Here is a 24242-nt window from a genome sequence, read left to right as displayed (position 1 = left end):
GTTGTTATTTTCTCCTGTTGTTTTTTTGATAATACAGAGCCTTGTCTGCATACATTAGTTTATCAATTTCGCTCACTAAATCAAAGTCTGAATTAGTGCTTAAGTTAAAAGTTCCGCCGCCCATAGAAGCGGAGAGCTTGTAGGGCTTATCGGAAATGCTGTTGTAATGATCGATCGCTTTGTTAATATAATCCTTGTATTCTGCTATGCTATGGGTAGCAGTTTTGTCCAATATGATAATAAATTCATCTCCCGCAAACCTGATCACAACGCCATTATTACATACTACCCGATTGAGAATCTCAGTCATGGCGATAAGAGCGTTGTCTCCTTCTACGTGAGAGTAAGTGTCATTGATAGATTTAAAACCGTTCATATCAAGCATCATAGCTGAAATATCTTCACCACTTTTCCTTGTCGATGCTATAATTTCGTTAAGGTAAAAACGGTTAAAAGTACCTGTCAGCATGTCCAGGTAGATGTTTTCATTCTGAAGACTAAGCGCAATACAACATACTGACACTCCAACGCAGGGCCATATAAGTGAGATGCCATAGAAGAAGCTCTGTCCCAGCATGCCGATGGTTATTGGAACAAGGAATTGCCAGGTGGGGAAAAAGCTTAAGAATCTGCCTCTGCGTTTTGCAGCATAATAAACATGCTGACCATACAACAGGAAAATAGTCTCCATGATAACATATAGCCAATATAGTGGAAGCCTGTAATACTCATTATTCTCATGAATCCCGAAGATAATAGGTTTAAAGAGGTTTACGAAAAGTAAGAACAATTCCAGAAAGATTATGGCATAAAGAAAAAGCCTCTGCCTGAAGGATTGATGCTCATTTATGTGCCTGTCTATCAGCGTGATATATGCAGGACCAAGTATGGCGTTAAGGGAAAAGAGCACAGTATTGCCAAGTAAAATGATGTAACGAGCAAGAGCACCCGGTCTTCCATCAAAATAGAACACGATCGGATCAACTACACAGGCGATGATAACTGCTATGATCAAGATTAGCAGGTTTTTACTTTCAGAATTTTTAGTTTGTATTTTCCATCCGCGACTAAGAAGCAGAACAATCATTATCAATAGGCCGATTACATTGGCTGAATATATCGAAGGTAAATTTATCATAGTAATAAATATTTCACTCCCAAATGACTATGTTCATAATAATATATATAAAGCTTGAAAGTGCTTCATTTGATTTTGAAAAAAATCGTATTAATATTTTACCAAAAAAATGATTGTATTCAAATGATTTGTATAAACCTAAAAAAACTTAAAGTTCAAAATTTACTATTCAAAAAAATTGAAAAAAAAATAAAAAACTTGTTGACATTATTTAATGAGGGAGATATACTAATCAAGTCGGTCGGCGAGAGAAACCGACGAACTGAATATGGCGAGATAGCTCAGTTGGCTAGAGCACGCGGTTCATACCCGCGGTGTCGAGGGTTCGAATCCCCCTCTCGCTATTAAATGGTAAATACGGGAAATGGCTTAAATAAGCCGCTTCCCGTATTTTTTGTTGCTTTTATTTTTTCTTAGAATTGAATACATTTGAATACAGCGACTCTGCGGCATCCATTTTCTGTGAATTGCTGGCGATTGAATAGTCATAGTAATATGCATTCACCTGCGCGCTATGGCCGAGCATCTCTCCAACTGTTTCATTTTTGAGTATCGTATTCAGGTGTGATGATACTGTTCGCCTGATCTCGTGAATTGAAGTTTTATCTATGCCAGCTTCTTTGGCTCTGCGGCATACGGCACAGCCAACGTCATGTCCGGTATATCTGTGTCCGTCCTCACGAGTGAAAATGTACCCTTCTGAACTGAAGTGATTAAGAGCTTTGATCCTGACCAAGAGTTCTGAAATCTGAGACGTAAGAGGGAATGTACGTGTCTTGCCATTTTTTGTTCTGCCTATCACAATCTCTGACGGCCTATCCGAGTAGTCTAAGCGGTGCTCTGACCTTACGATATGAATCGCATGGTGATTTTCATCTATATCGCTCCATTTAATGCAGACTATCTCCCCGACGCGCATACCTGTAAGAAGCGCAAGCTCTATGGCATAATCGGGCATATAATGAGGATACTGGGTTTCATGTTCTCTTATTGCAAAGGATAAAGCTATTATTTCGTCTTCTGTGATTACGCGCTCGTGGTCACTTTTTGGCGGAGTAAATTTACAGCCTGATAAAAGAAGCTTGCGGTCCATACGTTTAGCAGGGTCTTTCTCGATATATTCGTTATCATACGCATAGGCGAAAATTCCCCTGATATATCCAATCAAATTGCTTGCGTTTTTCTCCGATAAATGATTTTCCTTTATGATAGTTGATAAAATACTTTGCAGCTGCGGCGTAGTAATTTCGCTTATTACCATATCTGCAAGCTCTGTGTCTGCAAAGTATTTATCGAACTCCCTTTCATACCGTCTTATTGTCGAAGGAGATATCGATTGCTTTAAATTTGAGACATTAATGAATTGTCTTTTGTACTCGATCCACTTTGGGAATAGCTCCGATACTGTCATCTGAGATTGGCCTTCGCCAATTTGGTAAAATTCAAGCAAATATTTATAAAGTTGTGTTTCTGTCTTCTTGCGTATCAGCCTTCTTCCATGGGGGCTTTTTATATCAGGTACATAAGTGCTCCACCTACCAGATTTATCTCGAGGTGGCATGATTTTATATTTGTGTATTTGTTTAAGTATTTTGTTCATGATTATCTCCTTGTCGGAGTTCATGATGTCATCAATTTGTATTATTCCAATTCTAAAGTAATATTCAATCTCCGCTAATTCTGGCATTATGGAATCCTTATCAGCCATAATAATCCTTCCTATAAAAAACAGGATCCAAAACAAAACCACCCTGATATACACACGCACAGCTACAGAAGGTTTATTGTCAGCATGCGTCACTAACGCGCGATACTACACTTTGGTTCTGCAACTGTGCTGGTTCGGGTGGTTAGCAGGCTATGTAATTAGTCTGTCGGTTTCTGTGCAAAATAGATACTGATTCTGATATCTATTAGCAGTTTCCCACATGCGTATAAATATACGACGTCCTAATGTGGCACATCCAGCGTTAAGCCATATCAACAATTGCGAAGATCTACTACTGTTTTTTTACAGTAGATCCATCCGCCCTTGTGTGAATCAAGCGGAAGGGGAACCGTCGTCGTCCCTAGACGTATTTATATACCTCCTTCGTTTTTTCAGCTTCTTTATATTATTGTAGGCATAGAAACCACATTGAATCAATGAAATTTGCGGCGATTGTAAAATTTCGTGAAGGATAACCAAAGCGCTATATATTATATTAATATGGCAGCTGTTGGTAAAAATGACCAAATATTACAGACAATGCTAAAGCATCAATTTGGGATTACAAACGCTTAAATACTTTTACATCTCTTATATAGATTTCAATATGCCGCAAATATGCAAGGAGTAATCTTTCAAGCAGTAGGAAAATGTTAATTTCTGCTAGTTGTTTGTTTCCATCATCAGCACAGTAGAACAGCTGATTAATAGCTGCTATCTCATCTATGGCATATGAGTATTCATCCTCAGAAAAGGTATTGAATTTTCCCGCTTTAGCTTTATCTGCAAATTCAACAGCAGGATTTTTTATTAGTAGTTCCTGAGATAAATCATACAGCTGCTTTACATTTTCTTCCTTGGTAGGAGCGATATGAACATCTGTTATTCGGTTATTATCGTATTTTAAAGCAAGTTCCATTATATTCTGCCTCCTTAATTCATCTGTATCTTTTTTATAGAAGGATTTTCAAAAAATTGCTGGTTCACAAATTCGTTGATTTCATTATTCATGCTTCTGACACCTGTTTTATTGAGAAAGGCATCCTGAGATATCTTTTTGACTTTTTCGTTAGATATTGAAATAGTTATACTAAATTCGCGCTCTATTCGTTTAATGGGTGAATATCGCTCATCTTTCATTATCTTGAAATAGTCATCCTCATTAAAACTATCCAGGATGATAGTCTGCTCAATACGTCCTTTCAGTTCAGGGGGGATCATGGATAGTACATCATCTCTATTTAAGGATGATGACTTTTTCTCGATATTTTCTGTAGAAAATCCTATGGGTGAAGATGCATGTCTATTATCAAGGCAAGAAAAGGAACCGAGCAAAATGAAGGCAATTCTTGAAGTATCAATTATCTTAGGTTTTTCTTCAGTACCGATATTAACATTGCCTCCTTCAAGGAGCTTTAAAAGTTCAGCAACCAAACCGGTTCCGTTCCATCCGGACTGCGATCTGTCAATGAGCTTATCGACTTCATCTATAACACATATGGGCATAGGAGCATCCTTAGTCATGTCTAACATTTGAAGTCCTGAATAAAGCTTACTGTTTCCCTTATAGCCTTGAGGCGTGATGCTGCTACCATCGCATATATAGATATTGTCGTATATCTCATTTAAAGCTCGGATCATTTCGGTCTTACCACTTCCTGATTGCCCTGCAACAAGGAGAGCACCGTTAGGTCGGTGATTCTTAACACATTTCCATACAAAAACAGAAAGCATCTTTTTATAGTAGTCATGCCCGTAGACGTACGTATCAAGGTATTCATATATGCTTTGAGGAGTCTTAAGGACTTCAGAATCACCATGATTGTCATAGTACATAGCAAATTCATCCTTGTAAAAAGCAGGTTTATAGTAAGCCTTATCTGTAATGGATGGGGTTGCATAATTTACAGGTCTAAGTTTTCCGTTATACATTTTTGTTATTATCCTTTCTGAGCCCAGCGCTGTGCACTGGGCTCGGTCAATCATTTTGGAATTAAGCTATATTAAGTTCATGTTCCTCTGCTGAATAGCAATATACATTGTCCGAGAGGAAGTCTTCAGGGCGAAGCACAGTTGAATTGACTTCGTGTACCATTGATCTGAAATCATTTATTTCAGCATGTGATTTCATAAGATATGATGGCAGGACAATCAGCTCATGCCTGCTTGAAGGCAGAATTATTAAATCAGATGAAGTCATACTTGAAAGCTGGTCTAATATTCCGGTATCTGTCATGTATATAGCTCCGTTGGTATCACTTTTACAGGAAAGAATGAACATATTGCGAGACAGATCATCTATGTATGATATATCTTTTTCATCATTTTCATCCTTGAACAAATCATACATAGAGGTTATTTGGGGATGTTTGTTTACATGAAGGTTATTGAAGGCTGTCTGATCCAACTCCTCAATTGATATATTCCAGAGATCGAGCAACTTCCTACTGATAAGAATGGTACCAGATCCATCATTCTTGATAGGTAGAGCGACATAATAATATACTGATAAGTCTAAGTATTCACGATGAATATATTGGTCACTGATTTTGCTGTTGATAGCCGTGTTATACAGACAGGGAAAGATTTTATTCTTTACCTGCTCAAAGTTGAAGATTACTTTGTAATCGTCATCTGGCAGGAAAGATTCTTCATATATATCTGCGATATCATTTGCAATATCATCAATATCAGCATCGTGACACTGATAAGAATGGAAGAACTGATTCAAATTGACCACAGGTTGAAGCATATCTTTTCCGGTGAAAGTTAAGGCATCATATTCAATACCATTTGCCTTCGTAAGGTGTTCAACATTAACATCTACATCGAGATGCCTTGCAGCGAGAATGTTTGATACTTTTGTTTTGATTGTTTCGTTGAATGTAATTGCGTTCATTTTTATCCTCCTTTTGGATAAAGAATATTATTAGTTTCATTATTTCCACCGGCCCATTTTCAAAATGGGCTATCCGATATAGCACACTTTAGGGTTGCGATAAAAAGGAAAATATCACGTGCAGAATGCACATCGAATAGAGCGAATGTCACGGTCAGCCTCGGCTGTGCCGAGCACGCAAAAATGCTGTGCATTTTAGCCGCGTGTCGCTGGCTCTTATGCTCTTTGAGTCTAGAACGCATTATATGCGTTCAGAGAGTTTTTCTATTTCAAGCCCAGATTCTACCTAGGTTTATTGACTTAGAGTCCGACTCAATTTTGACTCTGAGTCGAGTTGAAGACTCTAAGTCCTGGTGGAAGATGGGCAGTATTACTGCGTTTCGGGAGTTGTTGACTCTAAGTCTTGAACAACCATCGTGTCACGCACTCTAAGTCATGGGAATATCACAATGGAGATACATTATAAACGATATATAGTTATAACGCAGTACGGCGTGTCATTTATTTATAGCTAAATTTTGACACGTCTGTGACAAAAAAAGGAAACGACTGACATCACAGCGTGATGAAAAAAGAGATATAAGAATATGCCTTTGGCATATCGATGGATATTTTTTGTGAACAATAATAATTGCAACATAGCAGTTAAAAAGGCAACAAAAAAGCTCCTCGTCTTTCTGCATATTTACAGAAGATAGGAACTTTTTTGTCGTTAAGATAGAAGAGGCTGGGTGGCAATCCAGCATCTCATTTTAAGACCACAAGGGCGCGACGGCTGCCTGTTCCGTCCTCAGCTTCTATCTCTTGGTAATTTCATTATAACCTATTCATGCTCAGAGTCAATATTGTTTTTGGGATATTGCCATGCTGTTCCGTCTGCCAGATACTTATCAAGTTGAGCTGACATAAGCGGATACATTGTACGATAAGAATATGTTCCTTTGCTAGTGATTCTGACAACAACACTTATATCCTGTGACAGCCTCTTAATAAACGAAATGCTGCTGTTGTCTTTTTTTATACTTATTACATCAGGATTTTTGATGAAGTCAGGAATCGATCTGAAACAGTCCTCATACATTATATCGGACATAAAGTCATCTTTATGATTTTCAGTATGTGTAATACGATTATCCCAAAATGATATTTCTGACGTAGTATCTATATGAAGACCAGGCTTTTTAGTTGTAATGAATTCTGCAATCTCTTTTGGGATTGTTCCAATTGATATGCACTTTTCTTTAAGTATTTGCTCGACTGATAATTCTGTACATCTTTTCATTTATGTTACATTCCTTAATTTGATGTCGCATTCTATTATATGGATGACTGCACCATTGGTACAAGAATAATATTTTATTGTGGTAAACATATTTATCTAAAGTTTCTTCATTGTGCACCAAGTAGCCCGGATAACAAATGAAAATGTAAAAAGTTTCTTGCAACATGAGGGTCTCCAAAGGGGCTATTTATAATAAGTAGCCCCTTTAGTGTCCCTATGTGGGTTAATTCTTAAAAAGTAACCCATATGGATATACCTGAATGGGCTACTTATTTCTGGTATGACATATATCAAAAATGTCATACCATGTCATAATCGGCTCCACAAGCGGAATGTATGATTAGCCAAGAGCGATATAGCAGAGTAATACTGGATTATGACATATTATGACATGTCATAATCGAATGTGAGTTCTGAAAAATGGCAATGAAAAATGATAAAGCTGTCCTACAGAAAAAAACGGAATCTCTTTTATAATTTGTTTTCATGCATCGCATTAAGTTAAGACGTGTATTTATTAATCCTTGTCGCTGTGATATAATAATGTAACATGAGGGTCTCCAAAGGGGCTATTTATTTTAAGTAGCCCCTTTAGTGTCCCTATATGGGTTAATTTTTTAAAAGTAACCCCTTTGGATATACTTACATGGGCTAATTATTCCATTATGACATGCTATGACAATGTCATAATATGTCATAATGACATTGATCATGAAAAAGTAACCCAAAAGAAGCACCGAAATGGGTTACTTTTTATATAGATAAAAATAATAAGATAAATATAGTTTTGATAAGCAAAGTTTGCTTGTCAGAATGTAAGGAGAAACAAGTTATGAAAAAGGCAAACAACAAATCATTACTTTCCTACCTCTTCTCTGTTCTGATGCTTACGCTCACACTCAGCATCATGAATCCCGTAACAGTCGAAGCTGCAGCAAAGCTCAACAAGACAGAAGCATCAGTCAAAGTAGGAAAGACCACGAAACTCAAAATCAAAGGCACCAAAGGTGCTAAAGTCAAATGGTCTTCTTCCAAAAAGAAGATCGCCACTGTTTCAAACAAGGGTGTCGTAACTGGCAAGAAGCCCGGCAAGACAACCATCAAGGCTAAAGTTAGTGGCAAGACCTATAAATGTCAGCTTTCAGTTCTCTGCAGACAGCACAAATATGTAGAAACAACCGTTCCTGCAACAGCAGAACACAGTGCGTACAAATGCAAGAAATGCAAAGTCTGCGGACATGAAACAGATAAAGAAGAAATTGTTCAGCTCACGGAAGCTGAAGTCCAGGCAAAACTTATGGCACTAAAATCCCAATACCCCGAGGGTATGCCATGGGGTATGGAAAAAACATATTTATGGTACAATACTGAACCGACTCAGGCTTGTGGTGCATTTGCTGCACTTCTTCAGGACACAGTATTTGGTGTGACAGCGCCTATCCGCATGCACAACAATCTGTATGACATCAAAATCGGTGATGTTGTGGGTTATGCAGGACCTGCTGGACCTCACGGTGGAATAGTTATTGCACGAAACGGAGATATAATCACAACAGCGGAAGGAAACGTTGGTGGTACAGTTATGTGGGGCAGACAATATAAGATAACATCAGCGACAACATTAGCCTACATGTTTCAGCAAAGTGATACTGAATTTGTGCCCGTTGGTTCTTATCCTTTAAAATGGATTGCAACCAGATACGAACAATAAACTTATCCCCCACTCTGCGGATAAAATCCGTGGCGTGGGAATTTTTTATACTAATTATCTACATACTTCCACTGAAAATTACATGCAAATTGTGTTATCATAAATAATTTCTGTTTCAACACACATTTTCTTTTAATTGTTGAAATATGCATAAATATCGGATTATGACATGCTATGACAATGTCATAATGTGTCATAATCGGCTTCACAAGCGGATTTTAATGATCATCAAGTAAAGAATTATAGAGTATTTCTGGATTATGACATGTCATAATCATTTTCTACAGTACTTGATTATCAGACACATTTCAAATTGTAATGAGCTGTCATGGCTTGATTGTCGAAAAAACCTGACTATGATATATTAAAGCTAACACTAAATAAGGATTTTGTTATGGATACAATACAACTATTGGATTTTGAGGAGATGCTTAAGAATGTGTTATCTTGTAGCTAAAGATATAAATAAGCGAGGCTGTATTGCTTATAAAACAAAGCATGGTCCGGCACTTGTAGCTTTAAAAAAAGAATTGATTTCAAAAGTTGGATTGGAAAGAATACAGCTTGTTACAATAAGCAGACCAGCTGCGTATGGAGAATATGAGCCTTACAGCTTTGTGAAGACAGAGGATGAGCTTAAAGAAGCAGTGATGAATATGTAAAAAATAAGTCAGCATCTTTCCGCTGTGCGGTAGATAGCTGACTTAGATTTTTTGAATACATTTTGAATACATTTGGGCTGTGACATCATGAACATCCGCTATTTTACTGGTATTTGCGTAGCGAGAAGTGGTTCGAATCCCCCTCTCGCTACTAATAATAAAGGGGCTGTCGCATTAGTGAACAGCCCCTTTATTATTACTGTTCTTCATTACCTATTTTCTTAACAATCATCTTAAGAAGCTTTACATAATTCTCACTTGTTTTCTACCAACATAACATTCATGCTTCCTTTTGCGGATAAATCGGGAACTGTCCCAGTAGCTGTGGCACAAACTTTTCTATGATTGCGCAAAGAAGCAGGGCAGCTGCGAAGGAAATGCACGTTGCGATACAGGCCACCAGCAGCTGCGGTCCTTCCAGCCAGGTTCGAATCCATGGAATAATCAGATCAAGCTGTATGTTTTTATGAAGAAGGAATATGCCCAGCGTATGCTGTCCGACATATGTAATGGCTGCTGTGCTGAACGGTCTGGCACCTTCACGCGAAACGCGGAAGATCAGCATGGATATGCCCAATATCAGAACTGTACCTGAAATAGAATTATACATAAACCAAAAGACATTGCCGTAATCGGCGCCACACATAAGGCTCAGCTCCAGGGCATCACCTCGTAAGATGGTTCCGAACGCAAGCATTACTCCTGAAACCACGGTGATAATAAACAGTATCCATCCTGTTGACTGTGCCAGAATAAGTATCTGCTGACGGAGTGCAATGCCCAGCAGGATAAAGCCTGTTGCTACAAAGCTGACATTCAAACACCACGGATACCCAATCTCGATCTTCGGGAGCATAAAACCAATGGCAAACATCGGAACTGCAAGAATCCCAAGCCATAAATTCATGTTCTTACACTTTGCAATACTAAGAAAATTCATAAGTGCCTGACAGTAGATTCTGGCCACAAAGAAGCATGTCAGATACCACAATGATGTCAGGGTGCCGGTCTTGCCCAGCATCTGCCAGGAGCCGTACAGGAACTTTGGTACGTTTTCGAAACTGAAGGGTGCATAGATAAACGCAAAAATCAGGTAGGGAACAATGAGAGCAAGAAGATTCTTCTCAATAAAACTCATCCATTCACTGAATGACTTAAGTTCTTTCGCTTTAATGGACATACCGGCAAGAAAGAAGAATAGCGGCATATGAAAAGCGTACAACATGCGCCTATACATTGGCGTTTCCAGATTGCCCGTAGTATGCCCGAGTATTACCAGTATGATGGTAATAGCCTTTGCTATATCGATTAATTCTATTCTTACCTTCTTTTTATCACTCATAATGTTTACCCCCGGTTTTCTTATTAATTAACGATATACCATATAAATGTACTATTCCATTAAATAACTATTAAAAATCGTTCATACCTTCATACTCCAGCAAAAAAGCCTGCTGCACAACATGCGACAGCCACTTTATCATTGTATCTGAAGATTGGTTCGAACCTAAAGATACCTTGTGTGCACTGCTCATTTTTTGGTATACTACATTTTGTAATGATATTACAAAAAACGTTAATAAAAGGACGATTTTATGATACAAAGCATTCATATAGAAAACTTTAAATCATTGGTGGATTTTACGGCAGAATTCAGTGAAGTTACAGCTCTGATAGGCATGAACTCAGTCGGCAAAAGCTCTCTGCTTCAAGCCATGCAGTTTATATGCGGCTCTGTAAAAGAAGACTATGATGTTTTTCTTAAAGACAGATACTGGAAAGTGGAAAACATAAAATCTAAATTTATAAAGAGCAATAAAATAAAGTTTGATCTGGTCTTTTCGATAAGGGATGAAGTGGGAGAAGACCACATTTTCAAGTGGAACTCAGAAATAGGAGTTAATATAACCAAAAACGAAATGCATCTGGCATATGAATGCATTGAGGCAGATGATCAGACTCTTATTGAATATAATCCTAAAACTCATGGACACCTTTTTGTAAGACCTGAAAATGAAGAATTTAGTGGAGATGTTTACTTTGGAGATGGGTTTGTCTTCAGATCTTCTGTAATTAAAAATCTTAATAGTAAGAAAAATGATTTTGATCCTCGAATAAGTCTGTTTGTGAACCATATTTCTAATTTTATGTCCTTTGAATTACTAAATCCGGATGATATGAGACAAAGCAGCAGAGGACTCTCTGATATTATTGGAGCTTCGGGGAAGCATCTGCCTTCATTCATTAAGAAGATGTCTGCTGATCAAAAGAAGAGCTTTATGAAAAAGATCAAATGGCTTTTTGAAGACAGGATAAGTGACATAGATACCATTACCACAGGGCAGTACCGTTGGACTCAGATAACGGTTAATGAAGAGTATGACAGTTCCATGATTAAAATCACTTCGAGAGACCTTAGCGATGGAATGCTTAGACTTATTGCTATAGTTGCTATAAGCGAAATCAGAAAAGGTGCATCGATATTTTTATTCGACGAAGTTGAAAATGGCATAAATGTTCATTATGTAGAAAAACTGGTTGAGCTCTTTAAAGAGATGTGCAGAGAAACAGGAAATCAGGTTATTTTCACTACACATAGCACGCTGTTTCTTGATTACATGGATCCGTCATCTATCAATATGCTGGTTCGCAATAAAGATGGCGGGACAGAATCTAAGAAGATTTTTGACACAGATGATATGAAAAAACGACTCAAGTATATGTATCCGGGAGAAATAATCCTGAATATGGATAACAACACCATTCAAGTGAAAGAATAAAACGTGGGGAAATACTAAAAATATGGCTTCAAAAATAGTAATTGCTGTAACAGGTGAGGGGAAAACCGATTACGGCATAAGCGAATATAATAAGAAGAAAGCTATAGAAGAATGGAAATGGGGACCGATTGCTGATTATATCAGGAAGATTGCTGATGAGAAGGGAAAAGACATAGAACTTGTGCCCATAGACAGAAGAGATGTAGATAAGGTAAGGCTGAACAGAGGTGCCAAGGGTTTAGACGGTAAAAGTCTGCCTGCTAAAAGATTTGCCAGTCTCATGCAGGAAAAGGACTTAAAGTATGGAGTATATTACTGCGATACAGACAAAAAATCCGGCTCAAAAAATGACAAAAGTACTGCTAAAAAAGAAAATGATCTGGTTCATGCCGAAGTAGAAAAGGGACTTCAAAGCGATGATATAAAGGCAATCCCTATGGTGCCACTCAGGATGATCGAATCCTGGATCATGGGAGATATTGAAGCAATAGAAGAAGTGTTGGGAATATCAGTTCCAACTAAGCTGCATCCAAAGGAACCGGAAATGCTATGGGGAGACGTCGATGATCCTGAGAGTAATTACCCCAAAAATTATTTAACGAGAATGATTCAAAAGAGTAATAAAAAATTCGAGGAATATGAGACCTCAATGGATGACTTTGTGGAGTTTGCTCAAAATTCCGAACTTCACAATATGAGAAAAAACTGCAGCATCAGCTTTGAGAGATTCTATCAGGAATTTTGTGAGATGCTGGATTCACATATATAATGAAAATAATGGATTACAAGACATATTTATTTCTATTTTTATTTAAAAGAGAGTTTGATGGGCTTACTCTTACAGGCCAGCTTGCGCTGCTTGCGATAGAAGCACTAATAGTTTTTGTCCCCGGCATTATTCTCTACAAAAAGAATAAAATCACAATTGGGAAACTGATTCAGATTTTTGCACTTGTGGTTTATGCCGGATTACTTTTTTCCTTTACGGTTTTAAGAAGACGAATCGGATCAAGGGCGGGAATAGTGCTTTTGCATATCAATCTGGGATTTAATCTTCATGGCATTTACTCATATTGGGCATTTTTCTATGGATTGTTTAATGTTATGTTGTTTGTACCATGGGGGATTATTATTGGCTCTTTTTTAAAAAAAAGAGGGTTTTTAGCCAGAACGCTATTTACTACGCTGATTGGCTTTTTTACAAGCTTAGCTATAGAAAGTGTACAGTACGTTACAGGAACCGGAATGCTTGAAGTAACTGACCTTTTGACGAATACTACAGGAGCCTTTATTGGCGGGATAATAGTATCAATTGTTGTATTCCTTAGCAGGAAGATATATCGATAATGAGTACAAGGCAGGTGGTGAAACATCCACTTGCCTTTTTGTGTAATAATGATAGAATTTTAACAGTTGTGTTTTTTGGGGGATAAAGAATGAATATGAAAGTAAGTGTAATTATCCCTGCGTATAACATCGAGGACTACATCGGGAAATGCCTCGATAGTGTTCTTGCGCAGGATATCGATCAGAATCAACTGGAGATCATTGTGGTTGATGACGGATCAACTGATAAAACCGGAGATATCATTGATGAATATGCATCAATGCATGATAATATCAGACCAATTCATAAGGAGAATGCAGGAGTTTCCGCTGCAAGGAACGATGGAATAGCAGCAGCTTCCGGAGAGTACATCTTCTTTTTTGACGGAGATGATTTTCAGGAGAAGGAGACCTGCAGAGAACTTGTCGAGATTGCCGAGCGTGAATCCGCAGATGCTGTGATATACGGCTATCACAGATATGAGGATGGCAAGGTATATGAAACCAATTATCCCAGATTTGATAAGAAAATATATGAAGGTAAGTCTATTATAAAAGAGGTTATGCCCGCATTTATCGGACTTTCCAACAAGGATGTCAATAATTGGATCGCAGGAAAACCGGATGCTCTTTACGTTGAGAATCCGGCACTGTGGCGTATCCTTTGTAAAAAGAGCGTCATAACAGGCAATACACTTCTGTTTGATAAGACATTGAAGGTGGGTGAGGACACCTGCTTTATATCCGAATACCTTAGCTGCTGTAACAAGGTGTATGTACAGCAGAAATGCTACTACTACCTTGTGACACGCTCTACCTCAGCTATTTACAGATATGAGAGAGAACCCTTCTCCAAACTTGAAGGCAAGAAGAAGCTAAATGACGCCAGAGAGAGACTGGTAAACCGCATTAAGGACAGAGCCGGAGTTGATGTCACCAAAACTTTTGCCGGTACTATTGTGATGTCAGCAGTAGAGGTTGCTTTCAGACTCTCTGAAAAGGATGATAAGCATTCACGAAAAGAGCGCTATGCCGCATACAGGAGCTTTGTGGATGATGATAGAGTAAGAAAACTCATCAAGAACTTCAAAATAGGAAAAGGATCCTTAGTTAAGCGTGTTCCATTTATCATGCTAAAGAACGGATGGTATGGCCTATTGTTTATTGCTACAGAGATGCTACATGTAGTTGGGTATGAGTTTAAGCGATAATTTAAGATGATTTTTGAGAAATGTTATCAATAACTAACGAGAAAACAGTAGTAATAGTTTATTAAATATGGCTATAATTACTAGTTGTTTGCGGTTAGTTACGGATAACATTTTTATTTGCTTTTTGAAAATAAATGTTAGCGAAACCTAACCTCTGACAATAAAATATAAACAGATGTCCTCTAATGTTGCCATGCAGATTCCGGTGAAAACTGGATGCCGATCAAAAGATTTGTGGAAAGAAAGATAATGAAAGATTGACGTATATACAAAAACAACCTACAATAAAGGTACAACTAATAATAATGAGGTTGAAATATGAGTGATCTTAAAAATACACTTATGAATGCAAAATTAGAACTACTGACAAAAAAACAAATCCTTGAAGAAGATATTCAAAAATATAATATTCAGGGATATATAACTAAAAAAAATATCAGAGGGAGGGAGACTTATTATCTTCAGTTTAAGGACAAGTATTATAAGATGACCTCAGTGTATTTGTCCAAAGAAAAACTCTCTTTATGTGAGTATGCATTTAATAAAAAAGCTTCACTGGAAGCAGAGCTTAAGGCTGTTGAAGATGACCTTAAGTTATTGAAAAACGTACCGGAGCAAAGCGTAAACACCTCAAACGATAAATGGATATTAGACGATGCTATCGGAATAAGTGCAAGACATAAGCTTTTTTTTCACATTAAGAGAGATGATTCAACAGGAAAATACATCATAATCTTATATGGAAAAAAGAAGTCATATGAGATTCCTATGGTATACATCAATGAAAAATATCATGACAGGATATCAGAATATATAACTTCAGCTTCCTGCGTTGTAGATGAGTTTGCAGACGAGATGCTCAAGGAGAAACAAACTAAAAACAGTAATTCAGATCATGAATGCTCAGAGGCACAAACAAAAACAGGTATTAAATTCTCATATAAAAAGACAGACTTGTCATATTTGATAAGCTTTTACAATAAAAGGGAAAAATATACGATAGAATATGAACCCTATTTTGTAAACGAGCAGAAAAGCGCACTTGAAATATCAAGAATGGGTTTTTATGTGGAGGAATTCATTGATAATCTGAGATTTAAAGAAGAGGTGGCAAATTATCATGAGCGAAAACAGACTGTTCGTACTAAAACAAAAAAATCATGATGTTGCTGTAATGCAGCTTTCTCTTGATGGTGAGATAGAGAATTATGAAATAATAAATCCGGCAAGGATGCCATACCTGGGATCAACTGAAAAGAAACATATATATTCCTGGTGGAAGGATAGAGCAATTCCTGAAGGAAGGGATCGCTTGTTAGTACTCCTTAAAGAGTATGACTGTGAGAGTCCACAGGAATTACTTATGAAAAATCTGGGACTTAGTCTTACTGATACTTATTGGATATCACCTGCCGAACTGGATCTTACCTGGGAAGAAGTTAATCTATTTGATAGCGGAGAGGATAAAATTGATTTTCATGATGGTGAGGGTAGAATCCATTATTCAAACAGCAAAGATGCTGCACTTGGAGGACATCTGGAAAAACATTCAATTAAAAGGAATGGCACCTGGTATTTGGAAAAGTATAGCGATCCCAAATATTCTGGTGGGCTCCTCAATGTTAATGAGGCCTTTGCATCTATGGTTCATGAGAGACAGGGATTTAAGGAATTTACAAAATACGAAATCATAAGTGACGATTCTGAGCAAAATAAGCTATGTAGATGCAGGTATTTTACAGACAAGAAGCGTGAATTTATCTCAGCGTACGAAGTTACCGGCGGAATCCGCAATGGTCATGACTATAATGGCAAGGCTGAATTTGACCGTTTTGTTTCTACTTGTACAGAGTTCGGCTTGGACAGAGAATATGTCTGCCAATTCCTAGATTATATGATCTTAACTGATTTTGCTATATCTAATTCTGACAGGCACTGGAATAACTTCGGTATACTCAGGGATAGCGAAACACTAGAATTTATCGCCTTGGCACCTATTTTTGATAATGGTAATTCTATGTTTTTTGATGCATATCATATCTTGAATAGGCCAACGATTTTGAAATTAGAAGATACTGGGATAATGAAGCGTGAGGTAGATAGGTTAAAGCTTGTAAATGATAGAAGCCTGATAAATATTGATCTTTTGCCTACCACTGAGGAAGTTAGGGAATTTTATTCCAATCATGAAATAGATGAGACAAAGACAAAAATTATAACAGAATCCTATTCAGATAAAATAGATTTACTTATGGAATATCAAAATGGGATTCCTATTGGATACAATATAGAAATGTATGAGTATGGCAAGGAAGTACCTGTGAAAAATAGAATGTTTAACGTTAAATTCTTTGAGGGAAGACCTGAGCTACTTACAAATGAAATAAAGTGTAAGCTTGAGATGGAATAATGAAAAGCTTCATGTATTTTTTATTGGGTGAAATGCTCTGATAAAGAAATTATAATAGAAGACTTACAAAAGATAATTATTCGACTAATTCTGAAATTGTCAGAATTAGTCGATTTTTTATGCTGATTATCATTTAACTATACACGATAAACAGTTTTTGTGAAAATGCCACAGAAATTTCAACAAAATTTAATTAATCTTTTTTGTAACTGTGTATTGTTATCTTTTTTATTCTCATGTAAAATTTCTAATCGCGTAAAATATAAAATTTTTATAAACTGTGTCAGGGGAGTACAACCACTTTGAATTTTCGGGAAGTGGCTTTTGAGGATTGAATGAAGGTTTTATTGGTTAATTAGTTTCAATATCCTAATGGTGGATCTGAGACTTATATTCAAGCTCGGGGATGTGCTGATATCTAAGGGGCATCAAGTGCAATATTTCGGTATGGAACATGAAGGGAGATGTGGTGGTAATAATGCCAATGCATATACGTCCGATATGGACTTTCATAATGCCAGCAAGTTCGTTAAGCTGACATATCCATTAAAAACAATTTCGTCCAAGGAAACAAGGCAGAAGATAGGCTGGTGCTGGATGATGTTAAACCTAATGTTGTTGGGGTTAATAATGTTTAGTATCAGGGCTGTCTGAGATTTATTGAGCGGTAGGATGCATGGTTTTTTGGGAGTAACAGGCCAAAGTAATCAGCTAAAAGGTGAATTGTTCAAGAAAATGCGTGCCATAAATCAAGGGTGGTGAGTACCGTAAAAATGCACTTCTGGCATTTTTATGCGGTTAATTATCTGATGGGCTACCAAAATGGCACATCAAGTGTGACGAGTATCAGCTGATATGTGTAATCTGGTGGGTTAAGTAGGTTGGGTATCAGTTTGGGGATGATTCATTTATACGGAGAATAAAGGAGAACTTAGATGACGCTGGAATTAAGTAAGTTACAATCAACAATTTTAAAAGCGGTTGCGATTATCTTCGTGATTATGTCGCATACAGGTACATTTCCAAGTGGTGGAGCCGTTGGAGTACATTTATTTCTTATTGTTAGCGGTTATGGAATTTACTGTTCTTTAGAAAAAGGATCAGATAATTATTGGAGGAAAAGAATACAATCAGTTTACCTTCCATATTTATTTAGTACTGTCATATTTCTAATTATTAGGTATTATTTATGGGGGAATTTATCTTTTACTACAGTGATCATAAGTATTCTGGGGTTGGACTTTAATCGTAATGCAGATCCGACGATGTGGTACATTTCATATATTTTTGTTTGTTATTTGATTGCCTGGATAATATTCAAATTAAATAAACGTCCTTCACTAGCTATTCTTTTTGGAATATTTGCTTTTGGTGTCATAACATTATTTGGCTATAAATATATCATTTGGCATCGGGGAACTATCGTATGGAACTATGGTTTTTCTTTTCCATTAGGAATGCTACTTGCGAAATATAGATTGACAGATGGACACAGAGCTAAATATGTAAAAGTGGGGATTGCTATGTTTTCTTTGGCTATAACACTTATACTTCTTCCTATACCTCATGAAAAATTTATTAAGCTATTTTTTACGCTCGCTTTCGCTGTTTTTTTATATTGCTTGTTGACTTCTTTGATAACTAATGACAAGAACTTCATAGTAAAATTTTTCAAGATAATAGGAAAACAATCATATTTCATGTATTTGAATGAAGCATTTATAATTAGGTGCATTAAAACTTCGTCGGTGGTACCTTTCAATACCTTGATTAGTGTGGTTTGTAGTTTTATGTGTGCATTTGTTATGCATCAAATATTTCAATTATTTATAAAGAAGTGTCACTGTTGATGACACTGAGAGACCTAGGCATGTCTGAAAAAGGCCTTTTTTTCATGTTTACAGAGAGAACATTTATGAATAGCAACGTGAATCAGATGTCTATTAGGGACTCGAAATATTGATTATAAGAAAAATGAAAAACCGCTTTGTGGAAATATAACAAAAAATATAATTGAAATTAAATGATTATTCTATTGAAGTGACACTTGTTTAATTTATTAAATTAATATAAACTTTTTATTTGTGTGAAAATGTAATATTCGATTTAATATTTTGAATATTGTGCATACAGAATGGATTTGTATGAATAATTAGACTTTTGGTGGAGAATAATATGATTCGTGTACTTCAATGTGTGAATAATATGCATAGAGCAGGATTGGAAACGATGCTTATGAATTACTACAGACATATTGATAGATCGGAAATACAATTTGATTTTCTTACGCATAGACCTGATAAGGATGACTATGATGACGAAATTCTATCATTAGGAGGAAAAGTATATTATGCTCCACGGTTATATCCTCAAAATTTACCAGCATATTTTAAATATATGGAGAATTTTTTTGGGGAGCATCCTGAATATAAAATTATGCATTCACATATAGATGCAATGAGTTATCTACCACTTAAAGCTGGTAAGAAGGCAGGAGTGCCTATAAGAATTGCTCATAGTCATAATACTTCAATAGATAGAGATCTGAAGTATTGGTTAAAGATGTATTATAGATCGCGTATTACTTCGGTTGCTACTGATTACTTGGCGTGTGGACAAGAAGCAGGGGAGTTTTTGTTTGGAAATAAGAAATTTGAAGTTATACCAAATGCTATAGAGCCTGAAAGATTTTTGTTCAATATGCAGGTAAGAAAGCAAAAGAGAGAAGAATTAGGACTAAAAGATGAACTGGTTATCGGTCATATAGGTCGTATTTCATACCAGAAAAATCATAAGTTCTTGGTCGAAATATTTAAGGAAATTGTGAAAAAACATGAAAAGTCTATCCTTCTTATAATTGGTGTTGGTGAAAAAGAGGATGAGATAAAAAACCTAGTTAGTAAACTTGGTTTGTCAGAAAAAGTTCGATTTCTTGGAAAGCGTGAGGATGTAAATGAACTGTATCAAGCAATGGATGCCTTTGTTATGCCATCCTTTTTTGAAGGTGTTCCAGTAGTGGGTGTTGAGGCACAATATGCTAAATTACCTTGTTTCTTCTCCAATAAAGTACCTGAAGAAGTAAAGTTTAGTGAGAATGTACACTTTATAGAATTAAGAGTTTCGGCTGAGAAATGGGCAAGGCGAATATTGGAATACTTACCTTCTTTCGACGATCGAAGTAAAACTTTTGTAGATGAAACAAAATATGATATAGGTTCAACAATTATGAACCTCACAGATTTATATAAGGATATTAATAATAGACTAGAGAGATTGAAATGATAAATTCACGAAAAGACTATAAGTACTATTTAGAATGTGATCGTATTGCATTAGATAAAGATTATAAGAATCCTAAATTTGTTGGAGATGAGATATGGCGTCTTCAACGGTTAATGAGAAAAGCTGAGTATTATAAGAATTGTCACAGAACTCCTATTGGGAGGATTTACGGGGCGTGGCTGCAATATAAATATTACAAAAAGCGGATGAAATTAGGCTTGTCTATTCCAATAAATACTTTTGGACCAGGACTTTCTATAGCTCATATTGGAACGATAGTTGTGAATGGTAATGCGTCTGTAGGCAAAAACTGCAGAATTCAGGAATGTGTAACTATAGGAGCAACAAATGGTTCATCCAAAGCTCCACAGATTGGAGATAATGTGTTTATTGGGAGTGGAGCGCGTATTATTGGGGGTATAACTATTGCAAATGATGTTGCTATTGGAGCTAATGCTTTGGTTGTCAAATCCATTTTGGAAGAAGGAATTACCGTAGGAGGGGTTCCTGCCAGAAAGATTAGCAATAATAATTCTCATAGAAATCTATGTAGAAAATTAGCTGAAGAAAAATTATTGTGAGGAAAAAATGAATTTAACAATTTTAACGCCTACATTTAACAGAGGATACATACTAAGCAGATTATATAAATCACTCGTAAACCAAAGCAATATAAATTTTGAGTGGCTTATTGTAGACGATGGTAGCACAGATAATACAAATGAAATTGTAGATGGTTTTATTTATGAGAATAAAATCTCAATAAGATACTTTAAAACTCAAAATGGTGGAAAGCATAGAGCGTTGAATTATGGAATTGGGAAAATAGAATCTCCTTTAACATTTATTGTAGATAGTGATGATTATTTAAAAGAAAATGCTGTAGATGTAATTTTACATTACTATTCTGAGTATATGCACGATAGCAGCATATGTGGATTTAGTTTTCTTAGATGTTTTCCTAATGGAGATATCAATGGAAAAATGTATGAAAGTAGTCCATATATAAGTGATTATATATCATGTAGACTGAATGAGAATATATGTGGGGATAAGGCAGAGGTTTATTTGACAAAGTGTTTGAAAGAATTTCCTTTTTTGGAAGTTGAAGGGGAAAAATTTTTGTTTGAAGATTATGTGTGGATTCAACTAGCTGAGAAATATAAGACAGTACATTTAAATATCGCTATATATGTTGGTGATTATTTAATAGATGGATTAACTAATAAAATAGATAAGTTAAAAGTTAATAATCCAATTGGCATGATGTATAGGGCTAAAGTCTTTTATTCAAAAAAATGTAATCTGAAAAATAAAGCAAAGGCAATGATGCAATATATTGCATTTGGTAAATTAGCAAAATTGACTACAGCTGATTTACTATATCAGAGTAATAACAAATTATTCTTTTTATCTGTGTTTATTCCAGCATTGCTGTATTATACGAAATTGCAAAGACTTAAGGTGGAGCTATGAAAGTAGGAGTGCTAACACGACATGCGGTTGCGAATTATGGATCTGTATTGCAGGCTTATGCCACACAGAAAGCCATAGAAAAAACTGGACATGAGTCAGAGATAATTAACTATATTCGGAAAGATGAGTTTGACATAAATATAAGTAAAACTATGTTATTTAGAAATAAAGCATGGAATAGCAATCTTTTAAGAAGAATAGTTTATATTATTTTGCAAACACCAGTTTATACAAGTACATTTAGAACCTTTCGAAAGTACACAAAAAGACTTTTGAAGGAAACAAGAAGAGTTTATTTTACATCTGAAGAAATTCAGAATAATACAAATTATGATTTGTATTGTGTTGGTAGTGATCAAGTATGGGGGCAAATAGGCTGTTCAGAATATGATCCTTGTTATTTTTTAGATTTTGCAAGAGATGGGGAAAAATGTATTTCTTATGCATCTAGTTTTGGAAAAGATAGTATTTCTGAGTCATTAAGGAAAGAATTACCAAAACTTTTGATAAAGTTTGATAATATATCGGTTCGAGAATCATCGGCTAAGGAATTATTAGCTGAGTTGGGTATTTGTTCTCATCATGTTTTAGACCCAACATTATTGTTGACTAAAAAAGAATGGAATGAAATTGCTGATGATAATCAGAAATATCATGGTTATGTATTAATATATCAATTACATGATAACAAACTTTTAGAGAAATATGCGAAAGATTTTGCCAATTATATAGGGAAAAGACTTATACGAATTAGTAATTCTTTCTTATATTATTTTAAGAGTGGAAAACTTTGCTATATGCCTTCTCCTGAGAGATTTCTTTCATTAATTAAAAATGCTGATTATGTAATAACAGATTCTTTTCATGCAACAGTTTTTTCTCTTATTTTTGAGAGGAAATTTGTTGATATATTGCCAACGAATACAGGAACAAGAATAATTAGCTTGCTAAAAATGTTGAAATTAGAAGACAGGATAGTGACAGATTATGATGATTTTTCTAAGTTGGAAAATGAGGTTAATTATATAAATGCAAAAAAAATTTTATCTGAAGAAAGGCGAAATTCGCTTTTTATATTGAAAGAAATGATAGAACATTAAATTGTTTGAAAGCTCATAAATAATGAAATTTGAGCTTGGAATTATAGGAAGGAAAGAGCAGTTTGAAAAAAGTATTGATTGTTATGACTACACTTTATAATGGTGGGGCAGAGCGAAGTTTAGTGAATTTTCTAAAAGAGTTGCCTATTAACAAATATGAAGTTGACTTACTGCTTTTTAAGCAAAAAGGAATATTTTTAGAACAAGTACCTTCATGGATTAATATTATTGATACACCTGATAATTTAAGAAAACTATACAGCCCATTAAATAAATCTGGAAGCGTTTCAGTAGTAAAACTTTTTGCAAATATAATATGCAGAATTCTGACCAAGAATGATAGAATAATGCGGTATTATCGCTGGAAGTACTTTTATTCTAAGATAGTACCGGAACTGGGGAAGCAATATGATGTTGCACTTTCTTATGTTTCTGGAGAAGTAATGTATTATACGACAGAGAAAGTAAATGCATTGAGGAAATATGTTTGGATTCATAATGATTATAGAATGGCAAAACATCCTAAAATTCAAGATACAAAATATTTTGATGAGATGGATGGTATTATTACTATTTCAGATAAATGTTCTGAAGTTTTGAAAGAAGAGTTTCCTCAGTTTGCAAAAAAAATAAGGGTTATAGAAAATATTACATCGTCTAAAAGTATATATGAAAAAGCAGATGAATTTGTACCGAATGAATATAAAGGAATAAACAATGTAATATTGTCTATCGGTAGACTTAGTTATCAAAAGGGATTTGATATGGCGTTAGAAGCTATAAAGATAATGAAGGATAAAGGGGTAGATGATTTTAGATGGTACATTATTGGTGATGGAGAATTAAAATCACAATTGGATTCAATTGTTGAGAAATTTGGGATAGAAGAGTATGTAAGGTTTCTAGGAACTAGAAATAATCCATATCCGTATATAAAGTGGTGTACAGTATTTGTTCAACCTTCTAGATTTGAAGGAAAATCTGTAGTTTTAGATGAAGCAAAGATACTTTGCAAACCAATAATATCAACAGACTATCAAACTGTATATGATCAAATATCTAATAATGATACTGGTATTATATGTCAAAGTTCACCAGAAGACATTGCAGATAACATTATAAATGTAATCGGCAATGTACAACTTCGTGACAAACTATCTAATAGTTTGAAAATGAAATCTTTTAGTAATGAGAATGAGATAATGAAATACATGGAAATATTAGAAGGTGATGGAAAATACATAAAAGCTTAATTTA

The 24242-nt window shown here is 35.6% G+C and carries 22 protein-coding genes and 1 tRNA gene; 16 read left to right on the top strand and 7 right to left on the bottom strand.

Going from position 1 to position 24242, the window contains the following annotated elements:
- Positions 1 to 4 precede the first annotated feature (4 nt).
- Positions 5 to 1138 (bottom strand): GGDEF domain-containing protein, encoded by a 1134-nt coding sequence (locus ACHCNF_RS03675; protein ID WP_408071447.1) that lies wholly within the window; start codon positions 1136 to 1138, stop codon positions 5 to 7.
- A gap of 270 nt (positions 1139 to 1408) precedes the next feature.
- Here ACHCNF_RS03675 and ACHCNF_RS03670 point away from each other — a divergent pair.
- Positions 1409 to 1482: transfer RNA gene (locus ACHCNF_RS03670), tRNA-Met, on the top strand.
- Between the two features lie 59 nt (positions 1483 to 1541).
- Here ACHCNF_RS03670 and ACHCNF_RS03665 read toward each other — a convergent pair.
- From ACHCNF_RS03665 to ACHCNF_RS03645, 5 genes are all read right to left on the bottom strand, one after another.
- A complete protein-coding gene (locus ACHCNF_RS03665; protein ID WP_408071446.1) occupies positions 1542 to 2846 on the bottom strand; it encodes a tyrosine-type recombinase/integrase in 1305 nt (434 codons plus the stop codon).
- 562 nt (positions 2847 to 3408) lie between these two features.
- On the bottom strand, positions 3409 to 3765 hold the full coding sequence (locus tag ACHCNF_RS03660; protein WP_408071445.1) for a hypothetical protein: 357 nt from the start codon (positions 3763 to 3765) through the stop codon (positions 3409 to 3411).
- Between the two features lie 14 nt (positions 3766 to 3779).
- Positions 3780 to 4778 (bottom strand): AAA family ATPase, encoded by a 999-nt coding sequence (locus tag ACHCNF_RS03655; RefSeq protein WP_408071444.1) that lies wholly within the window; start codon positions 4776 to 4778, stop codon positions 3780 to 3782.
- 61 nt (positions 4779 to 4839) lie between these two features.
- Positions 4840 to 5745: a DUF5688 family protein gene (locus ACHCNF_RS03650; protein ID WP_408071443.1), complete on the bottom strand. Its 906-nt coding sequence runs from the start codon at positions 5743 to 5745 to the stop codon at positions 4840 to 4842.
- A gap of 823 nt (positions 5746 to 6568) precedes the next feature.
- Positions 6569 to 7027 carry a PBECR2 nuclease fold domain-containing protein gene (locus ACHCNF_RS03645; RefSeq protein ID WP_408071442.1) on the bottom strand — a complete coding sequence of 153 codons (459 nt, stop codon included), beginning with the start codon at positions 7025 to 7027 and terminating at the stop codon, positions 6569 to 6571.
- 832 nt (positions 7028 to 7859) lie between these two features.
- Between ACHCNF_RS03645 and ACHCNF_RS03640 the strand changes: the two genes are divergently transcribed.
- A complete protein-coding gene (locus ACHCNF_RS03640) occupies positions 7860 to 8738 on the top strand; it encodes an Ig-like domain-containing protein (RefSeq protein WP_408071441.1) in 879 nt (292 codons plus the stop codon).
- Between the two features lie 437 nt (positions 8739 to 9175).
- Positions 9176 to 9400 carry a DUF6718 family protein gene (locus ACHCNF_RS03635; protein WP_026494889.1) on the top strand — a complete coding sequence of 75 codons (225 nt, stop codon included), beginning with the start codon at positions 9176 to 9178 and terminating at the stop codon, positions 9398 to 9400.
- A 280-nt stretch (positions 9401 to 9680) separates the two neighbouring features.
- On the opposite strand, the gene ACHCNF_RS03630 is transcribed toward ACHCNF_RS03635, so the two are convergent.
- Positions 9681 to 10742 carry an acyltransferase family protein gene (locus tag ACHCNF_RS03630; protein ID WP_408071440.1) on the bottom strand — a complete coding sequence of 354 codons (1062 nt, stop codon included), beginning with the start codon at positions 10740 to 10742 and terminating at the stop codon, positions 9681 to 9683.
- A 253-nt stretch (positions 10743 to 10995) separates the two neighbouring features.
- Between ACHCNF_RS03630 and ACHCNF_RS03625 the strand changes: the two genes are divergently transcribed.
- From ACHCNF_RS03625 to ACHCNF_RS03565, 13 genes are all read left to right on the top strand, one after another.
- Entirely contained in the window at positions 10996 to 12180 is a 1185-nt protein-coding gene (locus tag ACHCNF_RS03625) for an AAA family ATPase (protein ID WP_408071439.1), read from the top strand.
- Positions 12181 to 12202: 22 nt separating this feature from the next.
- Positions 12203 to 12949: a hypothetical protein gene (locus ACHCNF_RS03620; protein WP_408071438.1), complete on the top strand. Its 747-nt coding sequence runs from the start codon at positions 12203 to 12205 to the stop codon at positions 12947 to 12949.
- Entirely contained in the window at positions 12949 to 13527 is a 579-nt protein-coding gene (locus ACHCNF_RS03615) for a VanZ family protein (protein ID WP_408071437.1), read from the top strand. Before ACHCNF_RS03620 ends, ACHCNF_RS03615 begins: the two co-directional genes overlap by 1 nt.
- Before the next feature lie 89 nt (positions 13528 to 13616).
- Positions 13617 to 14717 (top strand): glycosyltransferase family 2 protein, encoded by a 1101-nt coding sequence (locus ACHCNF_RS03610; RefSeq protein WP_408071436.1) that lies wholly within the window; start codon positions 13617 to 13619, stop codon positions 14715 to 14717.
- Between the two features lie 318 nt (positions 14718 to 15035).
- Entirely contained in the window at positions 15036 to 15881 is an 846-nt protein-coding gene (locus ACHCNF_RS03605) for a hypothetical protein (RefSeq protein ID WP_408071435.1), read from the top strand.
- The gene (locus ACHCNF_RS03600; protein ID WP_408071434.1) at positions 15838 to 17127 is read left to right on the top strand and encodes a hypothetical protein; all 1290 of its coding nucleotides are present in this window, start codon (positions 15838 to 15840) and stop codon (positions 17125 to 17127) included. The genes ACHCNF_RS03605 and ACHCNF_RS03600 overlap by 44 nt, the downstream gene beginning before the upstream one ends.
- Positions 17128 to 17574: 447 nt before the next feature.
- Positions 17575 to 17781 carry a hypothetical protein gene (locus ACHCNF_RS03595; protein WP_408071433.1) on the top strand — a complete coding sequence of 69 codons (207 nt, stop codon included), beginning with the start codon at positions 17575 to 17577 and terminating at the stop codon, positions 17779 to 17781.
- A gap of 281 nt (positions 17782 to 18062) precedes the next feature.
- The gene (locus ACHCNF_RS03590) at positions 18063 to 18977 is read left to right on the top strand and encodes an acyltransferase family protein (protein WP_408071432.1); all 915 of its coding nucleotides are present in this window, start codon (positions 18063 to 18065) and stop codon (positions 18975 to 18977) included.
- Between the two features lie 325 nt (positions 18978 to 19302).
- Complete coding sequence (locus ACHCNF_RS03585; protein ID WP_408071431.1) at positions 19303 to 20409, top strand: glycosyltransferase family 1 protein; 1107 nt, start codon at positions 19303 to 19305, stop codon at positions 20407 to 20409.
- A complete protein-coding gene (locus ACHCNF_RS03580; RefSeq protein ID WP_408071430.1) occupies positions 20406 to 20990 on the top strand; it encodes a serine O-acetyltransferase in 585 nt (194 codons plus the stop codon). Before ACHCNF_RS03585 ends, ACHCNF_RS03580 begins: the two co-directional genes overlap by 4 nt.
- A 7-nt stretch (positions 20991 to 20997) precedes the next feature.
- Positions 20998 to 21885 carry a glycosyltransferase family 2 protein gene (locus ACHCNF_RS03575; protein WP_408071429.1) on the top strand — a complete coding sequence of 296 codons (888 nt, stop codon included), beginning with the start codon at positions 20998 to 21000 and terminating at the stop codon, positions 21883 to 21885.
- Entirely contained in the window at positions 21882 to 22985 is a 1104-nt protein-coding gene (locus tag ACHCNF_RS03570) for a polysaccharide pyruvyl transferase family protein (protein WP_408071428.1), read from the top strand. Before ACHCNF_RS03575 ends, ACHCNF_RS03570 begins: the two co-directional genes overlap by 4 nt.
- A 62-nt stretch (positions 22986 to 23047) precedes the next feature.
- Complete coding sequence (locus ACHCNF_RS03565; protein WP_408071427.1) at positions 23048 to 24238, top strand: glycosyltransferase; 1191 nt, start codon at positions 23048 to 23050, stop codon at positions 24236 to 24238.
- The last annotated feature ends 4 nt before the right edge of the window (positions 24239 to 24242 follow it).

It is taken from the genome of Butyrivibrio sp. NATIVEDY162, assembly GCF_045999815.1.
GTDB lineage: Bacteria > Bacillota > Clostridia > Lachnospirales > Lachnospiraceae > Butyrivibrio.
Note: the sequence above shows the minus strand (reverse complement) of the source record. Positions and strands in the feature narration are given on the sequence as shown.

Excerpts from the sequence above, each read along its gene's own strand:
- ACHCNF_RS03675 (WP_408071447.1), bottom strand. The coding sequence starts at position 1,138 with ATGATAAATTTACCTTCGATATATTCAGCCAATGTAATCGGCCTATTG.
- ACHCNF_RS03665 (WP_408071446.1), bottom strand. The coding sequence starts at position 2,846 with ATGGCTGATAAGGATTCCATAATGCCAGAATTAGCGGAGATTGAATAT.
- ACHCNF_RS03660 (WP_408071445.1), bottom strand. The coding sequence starts at position 3,765 with ATGGAACTTGCTTTAAAATACGATAATAACCGAATAACAGATGTTCAT.
- ACHCNF_RS03655 (WP_408071444.1), bottom strand. The coding sequence starts at position 4,778 with ATGTATAACGGAAAACTTAGACCTGTAAATTATGCAACCCCATCCATT.
- ACHCNF_RS03650 (WP_408071443.1), bottom strand. The coding sequence starts at position 5,745 with ATGAACGCAATTACATTCAACGAAACAATCAAAACAAAAGTATCAAAC.
- ACHCNF_RS03645 (WP_408071442.1), bottom strand. The coding sequence starts at position 7,027 with ATGAAAAGATGTACAGAATTATCAGTCGAGCAAATACTTAAAGAAAAG.
- ACHCNF_RS03640 (WP_408071441.1), top strand. The coding sequence starts at position 7,860 with ATGAAAAAGGCAAACAACAAATCATTACTTTCCTACCTCTTCTCTGTT.
- ACHCNF_RS03635 (WP_026494889.1), top strand. The coding sequence starts at position 9,176 with ATGTGTTATCTTGTAGCTAAAGATATAAATAAGCGAGGCTGTATTGCT.
- ACHCNF_RS03630 (WP_408071440.1), bottom strand. The coding sequence starts at position 10,742 with ATGAGTGATAAAAAGAAGGTAAGAATAGAATTAATCGATATAGCAAAG.
- ACHCNF_RS03625 (WP_408071439.1), top strand. The coding sequence starts at position 10,996 with ATGATACAAAGCATTCATATAGAAAACTTTAAATCATTGGTGGATTTT.
- ACHCNF_RS03620 (WP_408071438.1), top strand. The coding sequence starts at position 12,203 with ATGGCTTCAAAAATAGTAATTGCTGTAACAGGTGAGGGGAAAACCGAT.
- ACHCNF_RS03615 (WP_408071437.1), top strand. The coding sequence starts at position 12,949 with ATGAAAATAATGGATTACAAGACATATTTATTTCTATTTTTATTTAAA.
- ACHCNF_RS03610 (WP_408071436.1), top strand. The coding sequence starts at position 13,617 with ATGAATATGAAAGTAAGTGTAATTATCCCTGCGTATAACATCGAGGAC.
- ACHCNF_RS03605 (WP_408071435.1), top strand. The coding sequence starts at position 15,036 with ATGAGTGATCTTAAAAATACACTTATGAATGCAAAATTAGAACTACTG.
- ACHCNF_RS03600 (WP_408071434.1), top strand. The coding sequence starts at position 15,838 with ATGAGCGAAAACAGACTGTTCGTACTAAAACAAAAAAATCATGATGTT.
- ACHCNF_RS03595 (WP_408071433.1), top strand. The coding sequence starts at position 17,575 with ATGGAACATGAAGGGAGATGTGGTGGTAATAATGCCAATGCATATACG.
- ACHCNF_RS03590 (WP_408071432.1), top strand. The coding sequence starts at position 18,063 with ATGACGCTGGAATTAAGTAAGTTACAATCAACAATTTTAAAAGCGGTT.
- ACHCNF_RS03585 (WP_408071431.1), top strand. The coding sequence starts at position 19,303 with ATGATTCGTGTACTTCAATGTGTGAATAATATGCATAGAGCAGGATTG.
- ACHCNF_RS03580 (WP_408071430.1), top strand. The coding sequence starts at position 20,406 with ATGATAAATTCACGAAAAGACTATAAGTACTATTTAGAATGTGATCGT.
- ACHCNF_RS03575 (WP_408071429.1), top strand. The coding sequence starts at position 20,998 with ATGAATTTAACAATTTTAACGCCTACATTTAACAGAGGATACATACTA.
- ACHCNF_RS03570 (WP_408071428.1), top strand. The coding sequence starts at position 21,882 with ATGAAAGTAGGAGTGCTAACACGACATGCGGTTGCGAATTATGGATCT.